Annotated in this window: 18 protein-coding genes and 3 tRNA genes; 7 read left to right on the top strand and 14 right to left on the bottom strand. The window is 68.2% G+C overall.

The window, feature by feature from the left end:
• Nucleotides 1-99 precede the first annotated feature (99 nt).
• A complete protein-coding gene (locus tag WFI54_RS06865; protein ID WP_336652047.1) occupies nt 100-396 on the bottom strand; it encodes a hypothetical protein in 297 nt (98 codons plus the stop codon).
• A gap of 215 nt (nt 397-611) precedes the next feature.
• Here WFI54_RS06865 and WFI54_RS06870 point away from each other — a divergent pair, with 215 nt between their 5' ends.
• Entirely contained in the window at nt 612-1,484 is an 873-nt protein-coding gene (locus tag WFI54_RS06870; RefSeq protein ID WP_336652048.1) for an oxygenase MpaB family protein, read from the top strand.
• A gap of 171 nt (nt 1,485-1,655) precedes the next feature.
• On the top strand, nt 1,656-3,548 hold the full coding sequence (locus WFI54_RS06875; RefSeq protein WP_336652049.1) for a heavy metal translocating P-type ATPase: 1,893 nt from the start codon (nt 1,656-1,658) through the stop codon (nt 3,546-3,548).
• A 160-nt stretch (nt 3,549-3,708) separates the two neighbouring features.
• Here the strand turns inward: WFI54_RS06875 and WFI54_RS06880 are convergent, their stop codons facing one another.
• The 9 genes from WFI54_RS06880 to WFI54_RS06920 all read right to left on the bottom strand — a co-directional run bounded on the left by WFI54_RS06880 (nt 3,709) and on the right by WFI54_RS06920 (nt 11,493).
• On the bottom strand, nt 3,709-5,367 hold the full coding sequence (locus WFI54_RS06880; RefSeq protein WP_336652050.1) for a hypothetical protein: 1,659 nt from the start codon (nt 5,365-5,367) through the stop codon (nt 3,709-3,711).
• 228 nt (nt 5,368-5,595) lie between these two features.
• Nucleotides 5,596-5,668, bottom strand: a tRNA-Phe gene (locus WFI54_RS06885).
• A gap of 64 nt (nt 5,669-5,732) precedes the next feature.
• Nucleotides 5,733-5,809, bottom strand: a tRNA-Asp gene (locus tag WFI54_RS06890).
• A 30-nt stretch (nt 5,810-5,839) separates the two neighbouring features.
• Nucleotides 5,840-5,912 (bottom strand) — tRNA-Glu (locus tag WFI54_RS06895).
• A 117-nt stretch (nt 5,913-6,029) separates the two neighbouring features.
• The gene (locus WFI54_RS06900) at nt 6,030-6,314 is read right to left on the bottom strand and encodes a hypothetical protein (protein WP_336652051.1); all 285 of its coding nucleotides are present in this window, start codon (nt 6,312-6,314) and stop codon (nt 6,030-6,032) included.
• Between the two features lie 28 nt (nt 6,315-6,342).
• Entirely contained in the window at nt 6,343-7,713 is a 1,371-nt protein-coding gene (locus WFI54_RS06905; protein ID WP_336652052.1) for a M18 family aminopeptidase, read from the bottom strand.
• Nucleotides 7,706-9,271, bottom strand: a complete 1,566-nt coding sequence (locus WFI54_RS06910; RefSeq protein WP_336652053.1) for a leucyl aminopeptidase family protein — start codon at nt 9,269-9,271, stop codon at nt 7,706-7,708. The genes WFI54_RS06905 and WFI54_RS06910 overlap by 8 nt, the downstream gene beginning before the upstream one ends.
• A 60-nt stretch (nt 9,272-9,331) precedes the next feature.
• Nucleotides 9,332-10,711 (bottom strand): ABC transporter permease, encoded by a 1,380-nt coding sequence (locus WFI54_RS06915; RefSeq protein WP_336652205.1) that lies wholly within the window; start codon nt 10,709-10,711, stop codon nt 9,332-9,334.
• Nucleotides 10,712-10,716: 5 nt separating this feature from the next.
• Nucleotides 10,717-11,493, bottom strand: coding sequence for an ABC transporter ATP-binding protein (locus tag WFI54_RS06920; protein ID WP_336652054.1), 777 nt, complete (start codon nt 11,491-11,493; stop codon nt 10,717-10,719).
• Nucleotides 11,494-11,624: 131 nt separating this feature from the next.
• On the opposite strand from WFI54_RS06920, the gene WFI54_RS06925 reads away from it, so the two are divergent.
• Nucleotides 11,625-12,674, top strand: coding sequence for an LLM class flavin-dependent oxidoreductase (locus WFI54_RS06925; RefSeq protein ID WP_336652055.1), 1,050 nt, complete (start codon nt 11,625-11,627; stop codon nt 12,672-12,674).
• 206 nt (nt 12,675-12,880) lie between these two features.
• On the opposite strand, the gene WFI54_RS06930 is transcribed toward WFI54_RS06925, so the two are convergent.
• Entirely contained in the window at nt 12,881-13,375 is a 495-nt protein-coding gene (locus tag WFI54_RS06930) for an SRPBCC family protein (RefSeq protein WP_336652056.1), read from the bottom strand.
• A gap of 518 nt (nt 13,376-13,893) precedes the next feature.
• On the opposite strand from WFI54_RS06930, the gene WFI54_RS06935 reads away from it, so the two are divergent.
• From WFI54_RS06935 to WFI54_RS06950, 4 genes are all read left to right on the top strand, one after another.
• A complete protein-coding gene (locus WFI54_RS06935) occupies nt 13,894-15,969 on the top strand; it encodes an ATP-binding cassette domain-containing protein (protein WP_336652057.1) in 2,076 nt (691 codons plus the stop codon).
• Between the two features lie 182 nt (nt 15,970-16,151).
• A complete protein-coding gene (locus tag WFI54_RS06940) occupies nt 16,152-16,883 on the top strand; it encodes a VIT1/CCC1 transporter family protein (protein ID WP_336652058.1) in 732 nt (243 codons plus the stop codon).
• 116 nt (nt 16,884-16,999) lie between these two features.
• On the top strand, nt 17,000-17,389 hold the full coding sequence (locus WFI54_RS06945) for an MGMT family protein (protein ID WP_336652059.1): 390 nt from the start codon (nt 17,000-17,002) through the stop codon (nt 17,387-17,389).
• On the top strand, nt 17,386-18,228 hold the full coding sequence (locus WFI54_RS06950; protein ID WP_336652060.1) for a LysR substrate-binding domain-containing protein: 843 nt from the start codon (nt 17,386-17,388) through the stop codon (nt 18,226-18,228). The genes WFI54_RS06945 and WFI54_RS06950 overlap by 4 nt, the downstream gene beginning before the upstream one ends.
• A 171-nt stretch (nt 18,229-18,399) precedes the next feature.
• Here WFI54_RS06950 and ypfJ read toward each other — a convergent pair whose 3' ends face one another.
• The 3 genes from ypfJ to WFI54_RS06965 all read right to left on the bottom strand — a co-directional run bounded on the left by ypfJ (nt 18,400) and on the right by WFI54_RS06965 (nt 23,392).
• Nucleotides 18,400-19,290: a KPN_02809 family neutral zinc metallopeptidase gene (gene ypfJ, locus WFI54_RS06955; RefSeq protein WP_336652061.1), complete on the bottom strand. Its 891-nt coding sequence runs from the start codon at nt 19,288-19,290 to the stop codon at nt 18,400-18,402.
• Nucleotides 19,291-19,372: 82 nt separating this feature from the next.
• On the bottom strand, nt 19,373-21,436 hold the full coding sequence (locus WFI54_RS06960) for an acyl-CoA dehydrogenase family protein (RefSeq protein ID WP_336652062.1): 2,064 nt from the start codon (nt 21,434-21,436) through the stop codon (nt 19,373-19,375).
• A 300-nt stretch (nt 21,437-21,736) separates the two neighbouring features.
• Nucleotides 21,737-23,392, bottom strand: a complete 1,656-nt coding sequence (locus WFI54_RS06965; RefSeq protein ID WP_336652063.1) for a DEAD/DEAH box helicase — start codon at nt 23,390-23,392, stop codon at nt 21,737-21,739.
• Between the last annotated feature and the right edge of the window lie 2 nt (nt 23,393-23,394).

Raw genomic sequence — 23,394 nt, forward strand, 5'->3', positions numbered from 1 at the left:
CGATATGCGAAAAGGGTACCCTGCCGACCCCGGCCTGCCACAGCGCGGCCTCGCGGGCCAGTGCGACCAGGCACGCCGGGCGCCGCGGGCCGCCCAGGCTCAGACCCCGATGGCGCCGATGAACAGCAGGGCGAAGACGATGATCGCTGCAGAGAAGAGGAAGCCGATCCCTCCAGTCACCATGCCCGCGATAGCAGCACCCTTCGAAACGCGAGCCTTCACAGCCACAATTCCAAAGACGACAGCGAGCACCCCGGCGATCATGCTCACCACGAGCACCGCCATACCCGACAACGCAACAAAGTTCAGGATCAGCAGCAGCACACTGGCAATTCCCGCGACAAGAGCGGCAGGCGCAGCCCAGGTGGGCGCTGCGGTTTCGGACGACTGCGACACGGATGTTCCTCCAAGTTGCGAACAGGCAATGAGCCACCAAGCTACAGCGTACGAGGCACGCGCAACAGAGCTCTGCCCACTTTCCCGCGCACGGCTCGCAACTTGCATCAAATTTGCGCGATCTGAACCCAAAAGCACCCGATGGCCGGTCTTATTCACCAATAGGCTGCCAACAGCACCACGAAGCGTCATCGCTTACCACGGGAGGGAACACTGTGACAGAAGAACATCTGAGCCGGAAGCTCGCAGACGCGCCGAGGGCCGACGAGGGGTACTACGGCCCGGACAGCGTCTCCTGGAGGGTCTTCTCCGACCCCGGCTCGATGCTCGGCGCAAAGAACGCCGTCTTCCTGCAGATGCTCGAACCCGGCATGATGACCCACTTCGAGCGCGTGTCGCTCACCACCGAAGGGCCCGAGCAACTCGCGGCGCGCTTCGACCGCACCTCGGCCTACCTGCGCGACGCGATCTTCGCCGACCGCGCCCACGCCGACGCGGCGGCCGCCCACGTCGACCGCCTGCACGAGCGGGCTTCATGGACAAACCCCGAGACCGGTGAGGTCGTCAGCGCCAAGCAGCCCGACTGGCAGCGTTGGACCTGGTGGACGTACATTTGGTCGGCGGTGCGCGGATACCAGGAGTTTGGCCCCGGACTGTCGCCCGCCGACTCCAACAAACTCGTGCAGGAATCCCGCCACGGTGCCGAGAGCCTGCACGTGCCCGGGCCGTACTTCCAGACCTTCGACGAACTCGACGCCTACATCCGCAAAGAGCTCGAAACGAAAGCGCTCACCCTGTTCGCCGCTCTCGCCGGACACACGCTGCGCCACCCCGACGTCAAAGGCCCCATCGCCAAGTTCGTCACGCGCCGGGTGCTCGACGGCGTGCTCTCACTGCTGCCCGAAACCGCGCTCTACTTCTACGCCGTGGAGGACCGCGGCCCCAAGGCGTTTGCACGGGGCGCGCGATTCACCAAGTGGATCGCAAAGCTCGCCCGCAAGAACCGCTCCGCGGAGCAACTCATCGCCGAGGCAATCGGCGACTCCATCGCCAAGCCCTACCAGCGAGTGCGCCCCGCACGGGCATAGTCCTCGCACCGGCCGGTGATGGGCCGGTGCCGCACACGCCTGCGATCCGCCGTCCTGCACGAGCACACGCTCAGCAGGGCGGCGGTGTGCGTGTTCAGGCGCGCTCTCGTCGATATGGCATCGCATTGAGAAACCTGCACGCGCGATCCACCCAGCTGAGATGATGTACAGGTGAGTCGTATCGCGAACCTCCTCAGGTCCTATCCGCTCGTATTCGGCACGCTCCTCGTCGCAGCGGTCGGGCTGATCATGCTCGCCACGCCCGCCGCCAGGATCGCACCCTGGATTGTGGGCGCATACGCTCTAGGGATCGCCGCATGGTCGGCCATCGACATGATCCGCCAACTGCTCCGCGGGCACGCCGGACTGGACATTCTCGCCGTCACAGCGATCACCGCAGCAGTCGCCGTCGGAGAGGTGTGGGCAGCACTCATCGTGGTGTTGATGCTCACCGGCGGCGCAGCGCTCGAAGACTACGCCGAGCACCGCTCCAAGCGCGAACTGACCGCACTCCTGCGCAAAGCACCGCAGCTGGCCACCCGCATTGTCGAACACGCCCAGAACGCTCCTGAGAACGCCGTCACAGAAGACGTGCCCGTAGACGAGATCGCAGTCGGTGAACTGCTGCTCGTGCGGCCCGGTGCGCTGGTGCCCGTGGACGCCATCCTCGTTTCTGAGCACGCCGTCTTCGACGAGTCTTCTTTGACGGGCGAAAGCCTCCCCGTCGAACGCACTGCCGGCGAACGTGTCGCGAGCGGTGCCGTGAACGGCCAGGCCGCCGTGACGATGCGGGCAACAGCGCTCGCCTCCGATAGCGAGTACCAGCAGATCGTTCGGCTCGTTGAACAGGCCACGAAGAGCAAAGCCTCAGTCGTGCGACTGGCCGACCGATATGCGCTGCCCTTCACGCTGCTCGCGTTGATCATCGCCGGTGCCGCCTGGGCACTGAGCGGCGATGCCGTCAGGTTCGCCGAGGTGCTGGTCGTGGCAACGCCATGCCCGCTGCTGATCGCCGCCCCAGTCGCCTTCCTCGGAGGCATGAGCCGTGCCGCGAGGTTCGGCTTGATCGTGAAGGGCGGAGGGACTCTCGAACAGCTCTCACGCGCGCGCTCCGCAGCATTCGACAAGACCGGCACCATCACCAAGGGAAAGCCCGCGCTGGAACGTCTGCTACCCGCAGCCGGCTTCGACGCAGACGAACTGCTCCGGCTTGCCGCATCCGCAGAGGTCTACTCATCGCATGTGCTCGCAGGGTCTGTGATCGACGTAGCAAAACACCGTGAGCTGCGCCTCCTCGATGCGGAGAGGGCCGAAGAGATCGCAACACACGGGGTGGCCGCAACCCTTCGGCTGCCCCACGCCACCGACCCGGTGGTCGTGCGTGTCGGCAAGCCTGCATGGATTGGCGAGCACGCGGCAGACCTGAGCCGTGCGGAGCTGGCTCCCGGCGAGCTCGCGATCTATGTGGCTGCCGACGACCGCTTCGCTGGCGCGATCGTCATGCGCGACCAGGTGCGGCAGGAGGCTGCTCAGGCTCTGAGCGAACTCGACGCCCTCGGAGTCTCGCGCACACTCATGGTGACCGGAGATGTCGCCGCCACCGCGAACCCGATCGCCGAACGCCTCGGCATCGACGAAGTGCATGCCGAGTGCCGGCCAAGTGACAAGGTGCGGATCGTGCAGGAGGTGCAACCGCGACCGCTGATCATGGTCGGCGATGGCCTCAACGATGCGCCCGTGCTCGCCGCGGCAGACATCGGCTTCGCGATGGGCGCGCGCGGAGCCACCGCCGCCAGCGAATCCGCAGACGTCGTGAACCGATATGACACCCTCGCATCGCTGCCGCGCGCGGTGATGATCGGGAAGGACACGGTGAGGATCGCACTGCAGAGCATCTGGTTGGGCATCATCATCAGCATCGGGCTCATGCTCATCGCCGCCTTCGGCTTCCTGCCCGCCATCCTCGGAGCTTGGCTGCAGGAGCTTGTGGATCTCATCGCGATCCTCGGAGCGCTGCGCGCCGTCGGCCCCCGATCTGAACGTACCGCGCGTCGGCTAGGCTGACTGCGACCGAGCCGGCATCACGCGCCGGCCAGGCACGACTGTGCGGAGGAAGGGCGGTCAACCACCGACCAGAACGCCTGCGATCACAGGCCGCATCCTGGCCTCAGAAAGAGTTCGGGGAGGGGCGGCAGGTGCCACCCCTCCCCGAAGCTCTGAGCAGCTACGCTGCGGTGTTCGCGCGACGACGTGACCGGGAGAGCACCAGGACACCCCCGACGGCCATGAGCGACACCACACCAAGTGCGGGGAGCACCGTCTCGTCGGCACCGGTGCGAGCGAGTGCGGGCTCGGATTGCTGCCCCGTCTCACGCACAACCTCGATCTTGACCGAACCGACTTCCTGACCGTTCAGGAGCATCACGAGACGGTGCGTGCCGCTGGGCACGCTCGCGGGAATCGCAAACGTCGTATCGAGCGTGCCTGCTGCGCTCGATGTGCGCGCACCGAGCGCGATCGGCTGCGAGTGCAACTCGAAGGTGTACTCGGTATCGAAGAGCAGGCCCCAGGCTTTGAAGGGAACCGACGATCCCGCAGTCACGCTCTTCACACCCGAGACCGACAGCGTGGGTGCGGCAATTCGGCCGCTCGGCGGCGTGGCAATGACGTAGTCGACAGTGTTGGCCGCGCGGAGGGTGGCGACAGCATAGACAGATTTCCCGACGAGGTCCGCCGTCATGGCGAGGCTCGCCTGATCCGCACCCGCAATCGGGGTGCCGTCAGAGAGATACCAAGCCCAGCTCACCGAGGTTGGCGTAGGCGCCCACGTCGTCGTGTCGATGTCTGCGGTCAATTGGCCGAAGAGACTGTGAAGACCGTGCAGGGTCGGCGCATCGCCAGGCGTGAACCCGCCTTTGTGCACGGTGTTCGAGAACGGAGAGTTCGGGGTCACATAGTTCTGCGTATTTGGCGCTTCGAGCGTGGCGATCACATAGACGCCGGTGCCCTCCAGGCTGCTGCTCGCGGCGAGGGTGGTCGCGGTGCCGGACTGCAACAGCGCATGCGTATCCGCGCGATACCACGCGTACGTCACCGTGGCCGGCACCGGAGTCGTGCCCGTGAGATCGAGGGAGGCGGTGAAGTTGGTGCCGATCACACCGGACCCGCTCACCACCGGGGTGTTCACGTTCTCAAACCCACCCTCATGGACAGTGTTCGAAAACGGAGAGTTGAGCGTCACGTAGTTGTGCGTATTTGGCGCTTCAAGCGTCGCGATCACATAGACGCCGGTGCCCTCCAGGCTGCTGCTCGCGGCGAGGGTGGTCGCGGTGCCGGACTGCAACAGCGCATGCGTATCCGCGCGATACCACGCGTACGTCACCGTGGCCGGCACCGGAGACGTGCCCGTGAGATCGAGGGAGGCCGTGAAGTCAGTGCCGATCACACCCGACCCGCTCACCAACGGGGTGTTCACGTTCTCGAACCCACCCTTGTGGACAGTGTTCGAAAACGGAGAGTTCAAGGTCACGTAGCTCGGCGTCCCCGGAGCATCCAGCTGCGCGATCACATAGACACCTGTGCCTTCCAGGCTACTGCTCGCAGGAAGCGTCGCGCTCGGGCCGGACTGCAACTGCGCTCCGGTATCCACGCGGTGCCAGGAGTATGTCACGCTCGTCGGCACCGGAGTCGTGCCGGTGAGATCGAGAGACGCGGTGAAGTCGGTGCCGATGACGCCGGATCCGCTCACCACAGGGGCGTTCACATTCTCGAAACCTGGGGCCGCTGAAGCGGCTGCCGGAACGAGGTTGAAGGACAGCAGGCCGAGCAGGGCTGCGAGCAAGAATGACCATCGACGAAAACGGCGAGAAGCAGGAGGTTGCATGTGTGGACCCGGATTCTATAGAGGCTGCCATAGCCACTCAACGGAGAAAGAAATACCGCATGCAAGAATAGCCCGAAGTTGGCCACTATCCAAGATTGTTCTTGAGTCACCGGAGCCGAAACTGCCGCGCAGGGAGCCACCAGCCGGGAAAACTGGAGAGAAAACATAAAAGAACCCCCGCAAGTAGAAGCCTTGCGAGGGTTCAGCAACGGTGTAATAGCCGTTACGTGGCTCCGACCGGCATCGATCCGGTGACCTTTCGATTTTCAGTCGAACGCTCTACCAACTGAGCTACAGAGCCGGGCAATCACTTTCATGGCGACCGCCAGAGACGAAGAAACCCTTCCGGAGAAGGGTTCTTCGTCTGGCGACCCTGACGGGACTTGAACCCGCGACCTCCGCCGTGACAGGGCGGCGCGCTAACCAACTGCGCCACAGGGCCATGATGTATTCAATTGTATTCGGTAAACGGTGACCCCAACGGGATTCGAACCCGTGCTGCCGCCGTGAAAGGGCGGTGTCCTAGGCCGCTAAACGATGGGGCCGTTGCGATTTATTTCTAACTCGCTGGCTACCGAGATATGATCATATGCGGCTTATCCAATGGAGCGCAAATCGGGGGCCAAGAAACGTGCATCCCTGGCGTGTCGCGAGGCAGGGCCTCAGCCGCCGAGCGCCCGCTGTACCCGATTCAGCGAGATGTTTTCGTGCAGCATGACGCCCGAGCTGGTGCGCTGCTCGAAGTGGTAGCCCATCTTGCCGCGGGACAGCATCCCGATCAGATAGGGCTCGCTCGCGTTCCACATGATCCACGTCGGTTGCCCGAGCGCATTCGTTCCTAGGTAGGTGATCTCGATGTCGCGCTCCCCGATACGCTGCACGCTCGGCGTCAGCGCGTTGTGCGAGAGGGCGACTCCGGTGTGTCCCGTCTGCTGCATCTCACTCATGGCACGATCCTAGCGAACGGGACACCGTTTAAGACAGGCCCGAGAAAAAGGCGCCCGTGGCGCGCGCAAGGCCGTGGAGGTCATCGACGTGGGCAAGTTCGCGCGCCGAGTGCATCGATAGCAGCGGCACACCGACATCGACAGTGCGAATACCGAGGCGCGTTGCGGTGAGCGGGCCGATCGTAGATCCGCAGGGGGAAGTGTTGTTCGACACGAACTCCTGAGTCTGTACCTCGGCGGCATCGCACACTCGCTGCCACAGCGCCGCACCGTGCGCGTCGCTGGCGTAGCGCTGGTTGGCGTTCACCTTCAGCATCGGCCCCCGGCCCGCGAGCGGCTGCACCCGCGGGTCGTGCCGCTCGGGATAGTTGGGGTGCACCGAGTGCCCCGCATCGGCCGAGAGGCACCATGAGCGGGCCAGCGCACGCGCGGAATCTTCCACAGAGGCTTTGAGACCAGCCCGGAGACGGCCCAGCACCTCTTCAAGGAACGGCCCACACGCACCTGAGCGGGTCTCCGAACCGAGCTCCTCGTGATCGAAGGCGGCAAGCACAGCAATCGTGCCGGGGGCCGGCTCGCTGGCGAGCAGCGCCGCGAGACCCGCAACAGTCGAGCTGAGATTGTCGAGCCTCGGCGAAGCGTAAAGCTCGCCGTGCACGCCGATGCGCGCGGGCGGCTGCGTATCGTGCAAGCGAACGTCGGTGCCGGCGATCTCATCGGTGGTGACGCCTGCGGCATCGGCGAGCAAGCCGAGCACCGACGGGGCGGCGGAGGCATCTCCAGCAGCGGGCATAAGCCCGATCACCGGCTGGGTGTGACGCTGCCTGTCGAGGGTGAGGCCAGAGTTCACCTCACGGTCGAGGTGGATCGCGAGCTGCGGGATGCGGGCCACAGCGCCAGTGCGCACGAGATACTCGACCCCGTCACGGGTGACAACACGCCCGGCGAACTCAAGATCGCGGTCGAGCCACGAGTTGAGCAGCGGGCCGCCGTACACCTCGACGCCAACCTGGCTCCAGCCGTGCGCCGAAAAATCGGGCTGCGGCTTGACTGCGAAACCGGGCGAATCAGTGTGGCAGCCCAGCACTCGCACAGGGCTGTCTGGCGCAACCTTCTTGCCTGCACGCCAGGCGATCAGCGCACCGTCGCGGCGCACGAAGCCCCGCGAGCCGTCGGTGATCGGCTGCCACGCCTCGGTCTCGTCGTGGGCGACGAAGTCGGCCGCGTCGAGCGCCTTCTCAAGGGCAACCGCCGCGTGGTACGACGACGGCGCCTCGGCGATGAACTCCGAGAGGAAGTCGATGTAGGCGTCGCGATCTTTCAGCAGGTGCTGCGGCGCACGAGCGGAGCGGCCGCCGCGCCTGGCGCGGCGGGACGCCGGGGAGACCGCATCACTCATGGTCGGCAACCGTCTCAGCGGTATCGGTCTCATCCGCGGGTGCCTCGAACGCAGTTGCGAACTCAGCGAGGAGACGCGCGCCGAACCCTGTCGAACCGACCGAGCGCCACAGCTCGTCGCTCTCGGCCTGCATCGTGCCGGCGATGTCGAGGTGCCCCCAGGGCAGACCATCGACGAACTCGTTGAGGAACAGTGCCGCGAGGATCACACCGGCGTACTGGCCGCCGATATTGGAGAGATCTGCCACGTTCGACTTCAGCTGATCGCGGTAGCGGTGATCCAGCGGGAAGCGCCAGATGTTCTCGTCGGTGGCGTCAGCCGCTGCCTGCAGCTGCTCGGCGACCGAATCGTTGTTGGCGAGCATTGCGGCGGTGCGCGTGCCGAGCGCCATCATCGCCGCGCCGGTGAGCGTGGCGATATCGACGATCGCGTCAGGTCGGCGCTGCTCTTCGGTGGCGAGCACCAGGCCATCGGCCATCACGAGACGCCCCTCGGCGTCGGTGTTTTTCACCTCGACGGTCTTGCCGCCGCGGATCGTGAGCACGTCACCCAGCTTGGTGGCGCTACCCGAGGGCATGTTGTCGGTGCACATGAGCCAACCGGTGACCGCGGTCGTTGCCCCGAGATCGCGCAGAGCCGTCATCGACGCGAACACCGCGGCCGCACCCATCATGTCGAACTTCATGGCCGCGTGCATCGCATTCGACGGCTTCAGGCTGATGCCGCCCGAGTCGTACATGATGCCCTTGCCGATGAGAGCGAGGTACGCCTCGGCATCTGCGAGCGCGGTGCCCTCGGGGCGGTACGAGACCTTGATCATGCGGGGCTCTTCGATACTGCCGGCGTTGACGCCGAGCAGGCCGCCCGCGCCGAGCTGCATCAGCGCCTCACGGTCGAACACCTCGACCTCAAGCCCGAAGTCGGGCGCAAGTCGTTCGATAACCTCAGCGAATTTGACAGCGCTGAGGTGGCGGGGCGGAGTGTTCGCGAGATCGCGCGAGATGGCCGCGGTGCGGGCGAGCACGAGGCCGCGCTCTACACCGTACTCGGCATCTGCAGCATGCTCTTCGCCGATCTGCAACATGAGCTCTTCGAGGGCGACGGTTTTAGGGTCGCTCTTCAGTGCCTCATAGCGGTAGCGCGCAAGCACTGCGCCCTCGATCGCGGCCTGCACGGCCACCTCGGCGTCCCACTCGCCCGTGGCCAGCAGCCCGGTCAGGTCTACCGCGATCCGCGATTCTTCCCGCGCAGCACGCGTGAATGCGGCGACAGCGTCGCGCAGGCGCGCATCGCTGTCGATGCCTGCCTTGCCGGTGCCCACGAGCACCCGCAGCGGAGTGCCGGGCAGCAGCAGAGTCTGGTTCTCACCGGCGGTGAAACCGGCTGCGGCGAGCGCGTCACGGCCGATCTCGGCGATGCCATCGGGCAGCTCGCCCTCGGCAGACACGAACACCGCCAGCGCACCGGGGTTGGCAGGCGGCTGCGAAGAAACGCTCACGCTTGTGGCGTGTGCGAGAGAAGGGACAGGATCGAAGGCAGGATCAATCACAACGGTCATGGCTTCAGCCTACTCGCGCCCTCTGACATTCCCGCGGGGCGTTCGCTCCCAGCCGTGCCATCACTGCGCCGCGAGTGCGGCCACAGGAGAGACCCTGATCGCGCGCCGCGCCGGCGCCGCAGCGGCGACGAGCGCCAGCACCAGGCCGAACACTGCGACCCCGCCGATGATGGGCCACGGCACCGTGGGCACCATGAGCCCGGCCTGCGACCCGAGCAGGGATTGCGCTGCGGCCCACCCGTAGAACACCCCGAGCAGCAGCCCGAAGCCGAGGGCGGTGAGCGTCATCTGCGCGCTCTCCACGAGCACCATGCGGCGCACCTGCGCCCCTGTGAAGCCGAGCACCCGCAGCAGGCCGAGCTCGCGGGTGCGCTGCAGCACGCTCAGCGAGAGGGTATTCACGAGGCCGACCGCGGCGATCACCGCCGAGAAGCCGACCAGGCCGGTGAACACTGCGGTGGTGACCGCGAGCGTCTCGCTGAGGCCGGCCCTGAGCGCAGGGGAATGTGCGAAAGCCTGCAGCGTCATTGTCTCGTAGCTCGCGAGCGCCACCGCGAACATCGTGACGAGGGTGACCCCAATCACCAGCCCGATTGTGGAGCGCGCACTGCGCTCCGGAAAGCGCCCAGCGTTCGCCACCGCCAACCGCCCCGACGGCCCACGCCCGAACGCACGCCCAGAGAGCCGCAGCAGCGGCGGCATGATGAGATGCGCCCCGAGCGCGATCCCCGTGAACGAGAGGATGCCGCCAACGAACGAAATCAGTAGCGCGAGCGGCGTCGCGAGGCCGAGCACGATCCCGATTGCGAGCAGTGCGGCACCCGAGACGAGCAGAATCGTCGCCCACACCGTGCGGGCGGGGCGGCGGCGCGACTGCTCGGCGGGCAGCTCGACGGCGGCACCCGTCGCCGCGATCGGCGAAACGCGGCCGACGCGCCGCGATCCCGTCCACGCAGCCGCCCACGTCGTAAGCGCCACGATCCCCACCGCCACCAGGGCAAGTGGATCGAACAGCGGGTAGTCGCGACCTTCGGGGAGCCAACCGAGCTGCGGCCCCCACACGGTGACTGCCGCACACAGCGCCACGGCGATCCCGAACCCCGCGACCCCGCCGAGGAGACCCGCGACGAGCCCCTCCCCCGCAACCCGCGACCGCACGCGCGCCGAGCTCGCCCCGACCAGACGCAGCAGCGCGATGGTGCGCGTGCGGCCCGCAATGATGGTCGAGAAGGTGTTGGCGGTGACGATCGCGCCCACATAGAGCGCGATCACAATGAAGATGAGCGCGACCATCATCAGCACGGCACGGAAGGTGCCGCTCTCTTCAATGACGGCGGGGTCGATCGCGGCAGTGAGGATGCCCGTGAACAGGATCAATGTCACCGCGAACAGCGCCGACAGCGCCGACACGATCAGCGTGGAGGCGTGCTCGCGCAGCATGGCGATCACGCGGCGGCCCCGGCAGCGACCGATTCAAGGTTCAGCATCGTCTCGGAGATTTCCTCCGCGGTCATCGCCTCGCGATCCGAGACAATGCGGCCGTCTGCGAGGAACAAGATGCGGTCGGCGTGGCTCGCCGCACCAGGATCATGGGTGACCATCGCGATGGTCTGGCCGCCGGTGCGGGTGGCGGATCGCAGCAGGCCGAGCACTTCACGCCCGGTGCGGGAGTCAAGCGCACCCGTCGGCTCGTCTGCGAAGATCACATCGGGTTGCGTGGCCAGAGCGCGCGCGATCGCAACCCGCTGCTGCTGGCCGCCCGACAGCTCGTGCGGGCGATGCTTCAGGCGGTTCGCGAGGCCGAGCGATTCGACGAGTGCCCCGATGCGGTGCTGCTCCTCGGGGTTGGGGCGGCGCCCATCGAGCTCGAACGGCAGCCGCAGATTGCCCATCACATCGAGGGTGGGCACCAGGTTGAACGACTGGAACACGAAGCCGATACGGCGCCTGCGCAGCTTCGTGAGCGCCGCATCACCAAGGTGGGTGATCTCGTCATCACCCAACCAAACCCGCCCTTCGCTGGGGGTGTCAAGGCCCGCCATCACGTGCATGAGGGTCGACTTGCCCGATCCAGAAGGCCCCATGATCGCGGTGAACTGGCCGCGCCGAATCCCGATCGAAACGTCGTCGAGGGCGGTGACCCGCTGCGGCCCCGTTCCGTAGTGCTTGCCAAGGTGGGCGACACGCGCCACCAATCCCATATCGCTCGAGTGAATCTCCATACTCACGAAGCTACGGTTGAGGTGGCGGATCGGGGATCGCCCCGCAGTACCGCCTGCATGGTCCCCGGGTACCGTTCGCCAGCCTGCAGCGCAGTGGGGAATAGTGCGGCGATGCGCACGTTGCATCACCCATGAGAGCTTTCGGATTCCTGTCCTTCGGGCACTACGGGCCGGTACCGGGGTCGCGCGTGCGCACCGCGGGCGACATGCTGCGGCAGACGATCGAGCTGGCGGAGGGCGCCGACGAGATCGGCGTGAACGGCGCTTATGTGCGCGTGCACCACTTCGCGAGGCAGGCGGCATCGCCGATGCCGCTGCTCACCGCGATGGCGGCCCGCACGAAGCGCATCGAGGTGGGCACCGGTGTGATCGACATGCGCTACGAGAACCCGCTGTATCTCGCCGAGGAGGCGGCCGCGCTCGATCTCATCGCCGACGGGCGGATCGCGCTAGGCGTGAGTCGGGGATCCCCCGAGACCGCGCTGCGCGGCTACGAGGCCTTCGGCTACACGGGCTCGGCGGATCCGCGCGGAGCCGACCTGGCACGCGACAAATTCGATCGCTTCATCCAGGCGATCGACGGGGAAGCGCTCGTCGACAGCGATCCGCAAATGGCGCCTCCCGGCCGCCTCGCCATCGAACCGCGCTCACCCGGGCTGCGCGACCGCATCTGGTGGGGCGCCGGCTCACGCGACACCGCCGAATGGGTGGGCCGGCAAGGCCTCAACCTGATGAGCTCCACCCTGCTCACCGAGGCGACTGGCCAGCCGTTCCACGAGTTGCAGCGCGAGCAAATCGAACGGTTCCGCGACGCCTACCGTGAGGCCGGGCACACGGGCGCACCGCGCGTCTCGGTGAGCCGAAGCGTGTTCCCGCTCGTGAGCGAGCAAGACGAAATGTTTTTCGGTGCGCGCGGCCGCGACGGGCAAGACCAGGTGGGGATCATCGACGGCCTGCGCTCGACGTTCGGCAAGACCTACGCCGACACCCCCGACCGCCTCATCGACCAGCTGCGTGCCGACGAAGCGGTGATGGCGGCCGACACCCTCATGCTCACCATCCCCAACCAGCTCGGCCCCGAATACAACCTGCACGTGCTGCAGGCCTTCGCCGAGCACGTCGCCCCCGCGCTCGGCTGGAAGCCCAACACGGAGGGACCGGTGGTGGGCGACGCGGCGTGAGCTGAGGCCGTAGTGCCGAGTGGCGGATTTCGCGGGATCTGAGCAGGTTCGGGGCGCGAAATTCGCCTTTACCCGCTGCTGTGCCTGAGCCGGTCGCTCGCCTGATCCACCCAGGTTTGACCGCCGCGCCCGCGCCCGCGCAGGTTCTCTGGCGGTGCCCGCTTCGGGAGGGCGGGGCGGATCGCGGGGCCTAGCCGCGGGGCCCGCTACGGGCGCATGTCGAGGTATGCCTCGCGCATCGACGGGTAGTAGCTGTCGAAGCTGGGGCGTTCGGTGCCCTCCGTGGCGGCGACGAGCAGATCGAGGTAGTACTCCCAACCCGGGCCGATCTCGCCGACCTCATCGACACTGTCGAGGTGGTGCACGAGGGTGAGCAGCGAGTCGTCGCCGTCGCGCTCCACGAGCAGTTCCAGATGCCACCCGCCAACCTCATCCTCGGCTTTGAGCACCAGGCGCTCGAAGGCATCGCACGCGATGATGCGGATGCTGATCGCCGGCTCGTGATCCTCGAAGCGCATCCGCACCCGCACCGCACCGCCGGCTCGCCCGTCGCCTTCCCACGGCCCGAACCACTGCTCGGTGAGCTCCGATTCGGTGAGGTACGCCCACGTCTCCTCCGGCGGCAGGGCGAGGGAACGCACGAGCGAGAGATCCGCACCCCGCGTCGTTGCCACGATCCGTCCGCTGGTATCCATCGTCATGCTGCTCTCCTGTCTCCGGGTCTCCAGAGTACGCCGCCCACAAGTCAGCTGCCCGCCCGCCGCTGCCCCCACTGCCTGCCTGCCAACCGCTACCCCGCCAGCCGCTACCCGCCCACCGCCCGCGCACCGATCCAGGTTCACGCACCAGATCCGCTCGGATCGAGGTGCATACAGCTCGATCGGTGCGTTTGCGTGCACTGGGCGGAGGCGGAGAGCGAAGGCGGGCGGGCGAGCGGGCGGGAAGTCGCACTTGCGCTGGGGGCCCGGGTCTGGCGTACACTCGTGGGCGTGAAGAACTAACGCAGCCTCAAATCCCCGTTCCGGTTCCGCCGCGCTGATCGCGCCAGGGTCGATGCCACGGGATGCTGCGTGATCACTTCGGGCCCGCCTCGCGCGGTTGACGCCTGATTCTCGTGCTCCGAGCCGCCGCATACGCGCCTCGCGACACGGGCTCGGCACCCCGTTTCACGCCCACCTCGGCCGCCCCGCGGAACACCAGATTCCGAGAGGCGGCCATCATGCCCGCATCGAACACCACCCCACATCTCAGCGCCGCGGCCCGTGCGGCCGCGGACCCCGCAGCAGCAGGCATCGGATCCGCATCCGGCCCGACCCACCTCATCGTCGACGGCGTCTCACACGCCTACGGTGACCGCCGGGTGCTCAGCGACATCTCGTTCACCGCCAGGCCGGGCGACCGCATCGGTCTGATCGGCGAGAACGGCACCGGCAAGTCGACGCTGCTCGGCATTATTGCCGCGGCGGGCGCAGATGCGAGATCGGCGGATCCGGCAGCGGATCCGCGCCACGCCGCCGCTCGCAACGCCGGGAGCGATGCGGAGCGCAACGCAGGGCGCGCCGCCGCTCGCGACGCCGGGTGCCCCACAAGACGCGGCACCGCCCTGCACCCAGACGCCGGCGCGGTCGCACTGCCCGGTTCGGTCGGCCTGCTCGCCCAGCAGCTCCCCTACCCGGATACGACACCCCTTGCTGTCGTGCTCGACGACGCCCAGCGCGGTGCGCTCGACGCTCTCTCCCTGCTGGAGCACTGCGGCAAGCGCATGGCGGCGCAGCCGAACGACCCCGGCACGGCGGAGGCTTTCGCTCGCGCTCTCGAGGATGCCGAGCGCTCCCAGGCATGGTCGGCGGCGGCGCGGCGGGGTGAGATGCTCGCGGGGCTCGGCCTGGGTGGGATCCCTGAACAGCGGCCGATCGGGGAGCTGTCGGGCGGGCAGCGCCTGCGGCTCTCGCTCGCGGCGCTGCTGCTGGAGGCCCCGCAGACGCTGCTGCTTGACGAGCCATCGAACCACCTCGACGATGCCTCGGCGGCCTACCTCGAACGGGTGCTCATCGACTGGCCGGGCATCGTGATCGTGGCGAGTCATGACCGTGCGCTGCTGGACGCCGTGAGCACGCGGATCCTCGATCTCGACGCGCTGCCGTTGCCCGCCCGCGTGCTCGCCGACGCGAAGGACGCAAACACCGAGCATGCAGCGGGACCGACAGCCGGGGGCAGCCGAACGGACCCACGCCGCGATCCCGGGTCGCTTCCGACCGACCCTGCGACCGATGATCCAGGCGCAGGTTTCGGGGTGCGACTGTGGGGGGTCGGCTATTCGGCGGCGCGTGCCGCTCGAGGGGCCGAGATGGAGCGGTGGCGGGCGCGGTACGCTGCCGAGACCGCCGAGCGGGAGGCGCTGGTCCACGAGATCGAGGTGGGGTCGCGCGAGGTCAATCGCAAGCACGAGTCGAAGTCGGAGGCGAAGATCACGCGCAAGTTCTACGCCGATAAAGACGCACGGGTCACCGCCCGCCGCGCTCGCAACGCTCGGGTGCGGCTCGACGCGCTCGAACGCGAGCGGGTGCGGCGGCCGCCTGCCCCGCTGCGCTTCGAGGGGTTCGGGGCGCCTCGCGATACGGGGCCGCTCGAGCCCGGTCGCAGGGGCGCGCTCACCGGCAGGGGCGCTCCGGCCGGCGCGAGCGCACCCGGGGAAGCCACGGCCGCTCCGCCGTCGCTCATCCGGGCTGAGCGGCTCTCGCTGGCGGGGCGGCTCCGGGCGACTTCGCTCGAACTCGCGCCGGGCGGGCGCCTCATGCTCTCTGGCCCGAACGGCTCGGGCAAGTCGACGCTGCTGGCGATCCTCGCCCGCCGTCTCACTCCCGACCGCGGCGAGCTCGAGATCGCGCCCCGCGCCCGCGTCGGGTACCTGCCGCAGGAGGTGGAGTTCGCGGATCCGGATCGCCCGGCCGAGCGCGCGTACCGCGACGCCGTCGGCGCCGAGATCGCCGAGGCGGTGCCGCTGCCCGACACGGGTCTGCTGGCTCGGCGAGACCTGCGCCGCCCGGTGGGGGCGCTCAGCGTGGGACAACGGCGCCGGCTCGCCCTCGCCGCGCTGGTCGCCGATCCGCCAGAGGTACTGCTACTGGACGAGCCCACCAATCACCTCTCGCTCACGCTCGTGGAGGAGCTGGAGACGGCGCTGCGCGATTTCACAGCCGCGCCGGAAGCCTGCACCGGGCTGGTGATCGCGACGCACGATCGCTGGCTGCGCTCGCGGTGGGAGGGGGCGGTTCTGGAGCTCGATGCGGTGTGATCCGGTGCCGCCCGGGTGCGCGCGCCGGGGAGGCCGCACCGGTGCACGAGTTCGCCCCGTCGAACTCGTTCCCTCGCCGAATCGACCTTGGATCAGGGCTTCTCCCTCGCCCGAGAAACTTGTTACGGTTGCTGCCGGCGCGCCGCACCCGGCGCGGCACCACACTCCGAACCGGGGAGATCATGAACGACGGGCCCATCAACATCGCGAACCCGCACGAGTACGATCACACGCACTCGTCATCAGCAGGGTCGGGTTGGCTGCGCGCCTCGGTGTTCGGGGCGATGGACGGCCTGGTATCGAACATCGGCCTCATCTCGGGTATCGCCGCCGCTGGTGCGAGCCCGGGCATCATCGCAATCACTGGCGTCTCAGGCCTGATCTCTGGCGCGATCTCGATGGCGCTCGGCGAGTACACCTCGGTGCGCACGCAGAACGAGCAGCTCGCCGTTGAGGTGCAGACCGAGCGGGATGCCCTCGACCGTAACCCCGTCGGCGAGCAGGCCGAGCTGACCGTGATGTTCGAGCACCTGGGCATGTCGCCGCAGACCGCGCACGACGCGGCCACGCAGGTGCACGCGAACACCGAGCAGGCCCTGAAGGTGCACCTGGCGCACGAGCTGGGGCTGAGCCCCGATGATCGGCCCTCGCCGATGGTGGCCGCGGGGTCGTCATTCGTGGCCTTCAGCGTGGGTGCGATCATCCCGGTGCTGCCCTTCCTGCTGGGCTTCGGCACCCTCTGGTGGGGGCTCATCTTCGGCGGGGTGGGGCTGCTCGCAGCGGGATACGCTGCGGCACGCTTCACCGACCGCAACCCGTTCTCTGGCGCGGCACGGCAGCTGCTGTTCGGCGGCGTGGCCGTGGCCGCGACCTACCTGATCGGCTTGCTGCTGGGGGTCTCCGCGCTCGGATAGCTCGAGCCTTCATTCGGGCGCCCCAACCCCGAGCACATATTTCGGTGAGGCACATGACCGGACGCGCCCGTTCTCGCCGCAGCCACCGAATTAGCCCGCCGCCCTATGCTTATGGGATGGTGTCGGATGAGTTCGCCGAGCGAGTGCTCGCGGTCGTCGCGCGCATCCCCGCCGGACGAGTGATGACCTACGGCGACATCGCCACAGCGCTCGCTTCGTCTGCGCCTCGCGCCGTCGGCCGCGTGCTGGCCCACTACGGCCACGCCGTTCCCTGGTGGCGGGTGGTACCGTCGAGCGGCCGACCCCCGCAGGGGCACTCACGAGAAGCACTGCCCCACTACCTCGCTGAAGGCACACCACTGCGCGCCCTCGCGCCCGACGGCCACGCGCAACGCCACCACTCTCACCAGACCGCTTCGGAGTTCCGTCCCGACGAGTACCGCATCGCGCTCTCCGCCGCCCGACTCCCCTACACCCACGAGATCTACGCGGAGGTCGCCCTGTGACGCACACGCCTCAGACAGAAACCGGCAGCGACTCGCGGCCCGCACCCGACAAGCCCCCGATGCGCCTCGGTTTCGCCCGCGGCATCGCGCCGAGCAAGTGGGAACGTCGCTGGCAGGAAGCCGTGGGACGCCCCCTCGAACTGCACCCCGTCGAGGTCGCCTTCGGCCGCACACCGGGCGCAGCGGTCGACGTAATGCTCGAACGTGCGGCACCGGGAGCCCACCCAGAGGGGATCGAAGGATCGGCGCCCTCGCGTCACGCCCTGCGCCTCTACACCGAGGCGATCGCACTCGTGGTGCCCATCGACCACGAGCTCGCGCAGTCGGAAGGCCTCGACCCGGCAGAGCTCGCACTCGTGCGCCTGCTCGACCACCCCGACCACGCACCCGAGTGGCCCGCAGCAGAACCGTGGGCCGACCCCGCGTGGCGCCCCGCCGATGCCTATGCCGCGCTCGATCTCGTAGCGACCGGCGCCGGCGCGATCCTGCTGCCGCGCCCCCTCGCCCGCCACCTCGCCCGCAAACGCGAGCACGCGGTAATCACCCTCACGGGCGCACCGCTCGCCGGCACCACGGTGTGGGCGAGCTGGGAGCGCGACCGCGATGCCCCCGATGTGCAACAGCTCATCGGCATTTTGCGCGGGCGCACCGCCCGCAGCTCGCGCCCAGGCGCCGACGGCCCGAGCAGCGAAGCCAAGGCCCAGCCCGCCCGTGCCCGCAAACCCAAGCCCGCTGCGAAGCAGGGCCTCAAGCCGAACTCGCGCGGTGCTCAGCTCGCCGCCGCGAAGGAGAAGGCCGAGCGCGAGAAGGCGGCTCGGCGACGCGCCAAGCGTCGCTGACCGCCCCTCGATGCGCTGCTCGGCTGCGACTCCCCAGCAGCTTCGGCAGCCGTCACGAAAATCGCCGCGCAAGCGCGCAACCGTGCCTCGGAGTGCACCGCCGATAGCGGCACGCGAATCGTCGTCGTCAGCGCCGATATGGAGACCGGTGCTGGACCTAGTGGCTGTCTCCTAGAGATCCGAGGCCGGCACGTCAAAGGTGCCGCAAGCACCGGGCCCGCCGCGGTAGCCTTCCTGGAACCAGCGCTGCCGCTGCTTCGAGGTGCCGTGCGTGAAACGCTCGGGGTTTACCTGCGCACCCGCAGACTCCATGATGTGGTCGTCGCCGACCGCTGCCGCGGCGCTCATGGCATCGGCGATCTGCTCGGAGGTGACCGGCTTCAGAAAGGGCACCCCCGCACTGTCGGTCACCGTGGAAGCGTTCTGCACCCAGGCACCGGCAAAGCAGTCGGCCTGCAGTTCGAGCCGCACCGAGCCCGAAGCCGGCCCCGATTCGCGGCCGGTCTGCTCCAGCGTGCCGATGAGGTTCGAGATGTGGTGGCCCCACTCGTGGGCGAGCACGTACATCTGCGCGAGTGATCCTTCGGATGCCCCGTAGTCGCGGCTCAGAGTGTCGAAGAAGGCAACATCGAGGTAGATCTTTTCGTCTGGCGGGCAGTAGAACGGCCCCGTTGCCGCGGTGGCAAGGCCGCAGCCCGACTGCGTCTGCGCATCGAAGAGCACCACTTCGGCAGGTGCCCGGTACCCGTCGACCTCGCCCGCCCAGTACTTGTCGAGGGAATCGGCGGTGGCCGCCATGCGGCACTCCGCATCGGCATTCGCGTCGGCCCCGGTCTCGCAGCCGGGCAGCGCCTCAGAGCGCTCGCCAGACAGCGAGCTGCCACCGATGAGTTCTTCGACCACGGGAGCGAATGGCAGCAGGTTCACACCAAACAGCTGGGATCCGAGCGCGAGCAGCAGCGCGATACCCACGCCGCCTCCGGCGATCATCCCGCCCCGCTTGGCACCGCTGCGCTTCGACACGCGCCCCGTGTCGATTCGTGCGTTGTCGTTGAAGGTCATGTCCCCACCTGCCCCTGCGTCGGGCCGATCCGCCGCGCTTGCAACTCTACGCCGCGAACCGGCCCCGAACGAGCCTCAGCCGCTACCGCGCCTGCTTCTTCGCCTTGTACAGGTCTTTCTCGTGGGTGGGCCAGGTGCCCGCGGCACGCTGCGCCTCGACGTAGGCGTGCGCTTCTTCCTGGCGCTCAGCCTCGATGCCCGTGGCGATCTCGGCCCGCAGCAGCTCGGGGCCGAGCCCGAAGGCCGCGACGAGATCGAGCGCGTGCGGCCGCAACCGAGCGATGAGACGGTCGATGTAGGCCGTCACTGCTTCGGCGCGCTGCCCGGAGATGCGACCGTTCACGAGATACCAGGCGGCGTTGCTCTCGATGAGCCCGAAACCGAAGAGGTCGCGCAGCCAGGTGAGCACCTGGCGCGACCCCTCGTCGTCGATCTGAGCGAGCGCCTCGGTGAAGGCCTCCCACTGCAGCAGCTCGGCGTGCGCACGGGCTGCGGAGATGAGCTTGTGCTGCTGCGTGTTGAAGGCGTCTTCTGCTGCGATCGCCTTGGCCCGCTTGTCGCTCTTCGGCACGTCCTTGGTGGCCTCGCGCAGCGCCAGCGCGATCTCCGAGATCATGGTCTGCACGCGATCGGCAAGCAGCTCGCGCTGCGCCTCGGGGCTGCGCAGACTCTCGACCGAGCGGGCGACTTGGCCCAGATCGGCGATGCTCTGGCCCACCTGGCGCAGGCCGAAGCGGCTCACCCGGCCGCCCAGCTGGCTCGCCGCCGCCTTGATGAGGGCGGCGCGATCGGCGCCCTTGAACTGCTCGGCGTAGTCGGTGAGCAGTCGCTTGCCCACGAGCTGCAGCAGCACGTTGTTGTCGCCTTCGAAGGTGACGTAGATATCGAGGTCAGCGCGCAGCCCGGTCACCCGATTCTTCGCCATGAAACCGGCGCCGCCGCATGCTTCGCGTGCTTCTTGGAGCGTGTCGAGCGCCGCCCAGGTCGAGAGCGGCTTCAGGGCCGCAGCGAGGGTTTCGAGGTCTTCTCGGTTTTCGGGGGTGTCGCCCGCACCCGAGAACACCTCGTCGAAGATGGTGAGCAGGCGCTCGTCGGCAAAGGCCATTGCATAGCTCTGCGCAATTCGGGGAATGAGCCGGCGCTGGTGCAGGCCGTAGTCGAGCAGCACCGTCTCACGCCCTGAGGCGCCCGGGAACTGGCGCCGCTCACTGCCGTAGCGCACGGCGATGGTGAGCGCGGCCTGCATGGCGCGCACCGCAGAGCCGTCGAGCGATACGCGACCTTGCACGAGGGTGCCGATCATGGTGAAGAAGCGACGGCCGGGGCTCTCGATCGGCGAGGTGTAGCTGCCGTCGGGGGCGACATCGCCGTAGCGGTTGAGCAGATTGGTGCGGGGCACCCGCACGTGGGTGAAGTGGAGGCGGCCGTTGTCGATGCCGTTGAGGCCACCCTTCACGCCGTCGTCTTCGCTGCCAACGCCAGGCAGCAGATCACCCTCGGGGGTGCGGATGGGCACGAAGAAGGCGTGCACGCCGTGGTTGACGCCGCCGGTGATGAGCTGCGCGAACACCACAGCGGCGCGGCCGTGCAGGGCCGCATTGCCGAGGTAATCTTTCCAGGCGCCGGTGAAGGGGGTGTGGATCTCGAACTCTTCGGTCTCGGGATCGTAGGTGGCGGTGGTGCCGATCGAGGCAACATCGGAACCGTGGCCGATCTCGGTCATAGCGAAGGCACCGGGCAGCGCGAGGCTGATCACGTCGGGCAGCCACTTCTCGTGGTGTTCGCGAGTGCCGAGGTGCAAGATCGCTGCGCCGAAGAGGCCCCACTGTACGCCGCTCTTGATCTGCATCGAGGGATCGGCGAGCACGAGTTCTTGGAACGCGGCGATGTTGCCGCCGTGGTTGTCGCCGCCGCCGAGATCGCTGGGGAAGGCGCGCTGGATCGCCCCTTCTTCGACCAGAATGCCGAGCTGTTCGAGCACGCGGGCGCGGTGCTCGGGCATCGACTGCCCAGGAATGGTGTGCAGGCGGGGATCGGCCGCGAGACGGCGTGATTCGAGGCGTTCTTGCTTCCAGCGGCCGAGCAGGGCGTCGCCCACTCGGTCAATGTCAATGCGTGCGGTTGACTGCGCGTTGGTGTCGCTCATCGATGCTCCTTCGACGTGATGCGCGGATCCGCCGCGCTGCGCGCCGGCGATCCACTGACCTGCTCACAGGCTAGGGGGCACCACTGACACCGACAACCGCGCGCCGCGCTCCCCACAATCAAGGCCGCAGTCGCCCCCGGATCGCATTGTGCAAGATCTCCAAATCGAGACCCAAGAAGCTAGAGAACACCTCCACCGCATTCGCCCCAGCCTGCTCCGCAGCCGACCTCTCGCTTCGCCCCGAAGCCCCTCCCCCCGCGTCTCACCGAGGCCCCTCCCCCGCGCCCGACGACGACCCGTCTACGCGGCGGTCGGGTCGTCGCCGGGTGCGTGGTCGCCGAACGATGCTGGCACGATCTCGGCCTGCTCGAGGAGTTCGCGGGTGCGCTGCTGCCTCGTGCGCGGGATCACGGTGAGCACGAGCCCGCCTCGGCCCGCGCGGGCGGTGCGGCCGGCGCGGTGCAGGTAGGTCTTGTACTCGTCGGGCGGATCGGCCTGCACGACGAGGTCGACATCGTCGATGTGGAGTCCGCGCGCGGCCACATCGGTCGCCACGAGCACTGAGGCTTTGCCCGAGGCGAAGCGTTCGAGGTTGCGCTCGCGCCGGGCCTGGCTGAGGTTGCCGTGCAGCGCGGTCACCCGGAGCCCGGCTTCTTCGAACAGCTCGGCGAGTCGTTCGGCGTAGGCGCGGGTGCGGGTGAACACCATGGTGCGGCCCGAACGTGATGCAAGTTCGACAAGCACGCGATCCTTGTGCTCGCGCAGCACCACGAGCACCCGATGCTCGGCTTCGCTGACGGCCTCACCCGCCACCTCGTGCACGGCGGGGTTGCGCAGAAACTCGGCAACGAGATCGGAGACTCCGCTGTCGAGGGTTGCCGAGAACAGCAGCCGCTGCCCGCCGCGCACCGTGTCGCGCAGCACCCGCTGCACGGGTTCGAGGAAGCCGAGTTCGCACATGTGGTCGGCCTCGTCGATCACTGAGACGAGCACCTCGCGCAGGTCGAGTTTGCGGCGGTTGATGAGGTCGCGCACGCGGCCGGGGGTGCCGATCACGATGTCAACGCCGCGTTCGAGCGCGTGCACCTGCGGGTCGAGTGGCACGCCGCCCACGAGCTGTGCGGTGAAGAATCCGACGGAGCGCGCGATCGGCTGCACGGTGCGGTCGATCTGCAGGGCGAGTTCGCGGGTGGGGGCGAGGATCAGCGCCTTCGGGTTGCGTGCCGCCCGCTTCGGGGCGCGCTCACCTCGCCGGGGCCTGTCGCGGGCGGGCTTGGCGTCGCCTGCGAAGGCTCCTTCGGCTTTCAACTGCAGCAGGCGTTCGACGAGCGCGGCACCGAAGGCGATGGTTTTCCCTGATCCGGTGCGGGCCCTGCCGAGCACGTCGCGGCCGGCGATCGCGTCCGGGATCGTCGCGGCTTGGATGGGGAACGGCTGATCTGCTCCGAGCTCGCTGAGCACTCGCACAATGTTCGCACCAAGCCCGAGGTCGCTGAAGGCGACGCCCTGCACCTCGGCGGCGGTGGTGATGCGGGCGTCGAGGCGCTGCAGCACGACAGGTTCGGAGGGGGCGGATCGGGCCGTGACCGGCGTCTGCTCGGCGCGCGCCGGTGCAGGCCGACGCTGCGAACGGACCGCCCCGGCGGATCGCTGCGGCCTGGCAGCCTCAGCCGAGCGCTCAGCACCGGCAGAACGATTCGAAGGTGTTGAGCGGCCGGAGCGATCTGCGCGATCCTGCCGCGCCGGGCGCCCCTCCGCCTGCCGCTTCCCGTCGTGGGCGCTGCGCGGGTGACCGGCTCCGCTGTCGCGGCCGGTACCACGGGCGCCTCGCGTCGGCTTGCCGTCTTCGGCAGCCGAATCGCGGCCCCCGGCCCAGCGTTTGCCAGCCCGCGCGGGTTTGCGCCCCGGCTCGTAGTTCGAAGGCGGTTTGAATCCGCGACGACCCTTCTGCGCCACGG

This window comes from Leucobacter sp. MMO-125 (assembly GCF_037148395.1).
Taxonomy (GTDB): domain Bacteria; phylum Actinomycetota; class Actinomycetes; order Actinomycetales; family Microbacteriaceae; genus Leucobacter.